This is a genomic window from Prochlorococcus sp. MIT 0701 (assembly GCF_000760295.1).
Taxonomy (GTDB): domain Bacteria; phylum Cyanobacteriota; class Cyanobacteriia; order PCC-6307; family Cyanobiaceae; genus Prochlorococcus.
The window spans coordinates 1-1,634 of sequence record NZ_JNBA01000043.1 but is presented as its reverse complement, the minus strand read 5'-3'; the positions used below and the strand labels follow the sequence as shown (position 1 = coordinate 1,634).

At 50.8% G+C, this 1,634-nt stretch carries 2 protein-coding genes; both read left to right on the top strand.

Features of this window, described 5'->3' with window-relative positions; genetic code table 11:
- Nucleotides 1-973 (top strand): carbohydrate porin (locus tag EV12_RS12575; RefSeq protein WP_036915957.1); only part of this gene is annotated, 973 nt, incomplete at its 5' end.
- Between the two features lie 409 nt (nucleotides 974-1,382).
- Nucleotides 1,383-1,634: S-layer homology domain-containing protein (locus EV12_RS12570; RefSeq protein ID WP_036915955.1), on the top strand; the 252-nt coding region annotated here is incomplete at its 3' end.

Below are 1,634 nucleotides of genomic sequence, written 5' to 3'. Positions count from 1 at the left end.
AGAGGAGGGTAAAGAGGATCAAGTCACCGTTGATCGCCTCTGGTATCAATTCCCACTCGGCGAAGAGTTCACCGTGACCGCTGGTGCCATGGTTCGTCAGGACAACATGCTTGCCGTATGGCCTAGTAACTATCCGTCCGAAACGATTCTCGACGTCTTCACCTATGCAGGTGCTCCTGGCGCCTACAGCCTCACCAAAGGTGGTGGTGGTGGTATCTGGTGGAATGACAACGATAGCGGCTGGAGCATTAGCGCTAGCTACGTCTCTGCTAACGCTGATAACGGCAACCCAAACCGTAATGACCGTCCGGCCGCGGGGTCTGGCATTAATGATACGACAGGTGGTATCGGCACTGATGCTGCTGCTTCCAATGCTACGGCTCAAATCGCATATGCCCAGGACCAGTGGGGCATTGCAGCTGCCTACTCCTACACCTCTGGAGACAATGGCGCCGGCATCTACGCTGGTAATGCCACACCTTTGGCTGTTCAATTGTCCAGAGGAGGTACAACTAATTCCTATGCAGTGAGTGCCTGGTGGGCTCCAGAAGACACCGGTTGGTTCCCAAGCATCAGCGCTGGTTGGGGTCTCAACGACGTCAACGAGAACGAGGACATCGATCTGATTGACAATGCGACATCCCAGTCTTGGTATGTCGGACTTCAGTGGGAAGATGCATTTGTCGAGGGCAATGTCCTTGGCGTTGCTGGGGGTCAGCCCACCTTCGTCACTGCCGTCGACTATGACGACGATGTCAATCAATCCGATTTCGTTGCTGATGGCAACTACGCCTTTGAACTCTGGTACAAGTTCCAGGTCACCGATAACATTTCTGTGACTCCTGCGGTTTATTACCTCAGCCGTCCTTTGGGTGATACGACCGACCCTGCTGACCCTCTGTTCGGTGGTGGCCGTAGCGACGACACCTTCAGCAACTTTGGTGGTTTAGTTAGAACCACATTTAAGTTCTGATCTTTCGGCCCAACGTCTTGTTGGGCCTCATAACCGACTCCTCACAATCTCTATCAATTGCAGCCCTCCGGAAACGGGGGGCTTTTTCATGCTCTGATTCTCAGTGATTTATAATAAATAAATAGGAATGACGATGCCATTGCCTACCCCTAATACTTCGGACATCAAGATTCGCCTTTATACATCTCTCTCAGCTTCAAATCTGAAATAGATGCTGATTTCAGAATCTATTTAATCGAGCTCCTTGCCAGTTGGTCGAGATTGGTCAATCCACACAGATTTGGTTTTGCAGGGTTTTTTAGTATCTGTTGATACTAGCCAGTGAAATGCCTGGCACTTTGCCAAGATTTTGGGGGAGTCTTTAAACAAATATCTTCACTGAAAAACCTCTTTTCGTGTGAGGAATCAAATGAAACTCTTCCAGCAATTGCTGGTGGCACCTGCTGCCTTGGGCCTGATGGCCCCTATGGCTGCTAATGCCGCAGACCTAGACATCAAAGGTGTGTCCGATTATTCGGCCTCCAGCGAGCAGGTCACCAGCATCTCCCAATTCCAAGATGTTTACCCAACCGATTGGGCTTATCAGGCTCTTAGCAACCTGATTGAGCGCTACGGCTGTGTAGCTGGCTATCCAAGCGGTAGCTACCTCGGCAACAGAGCA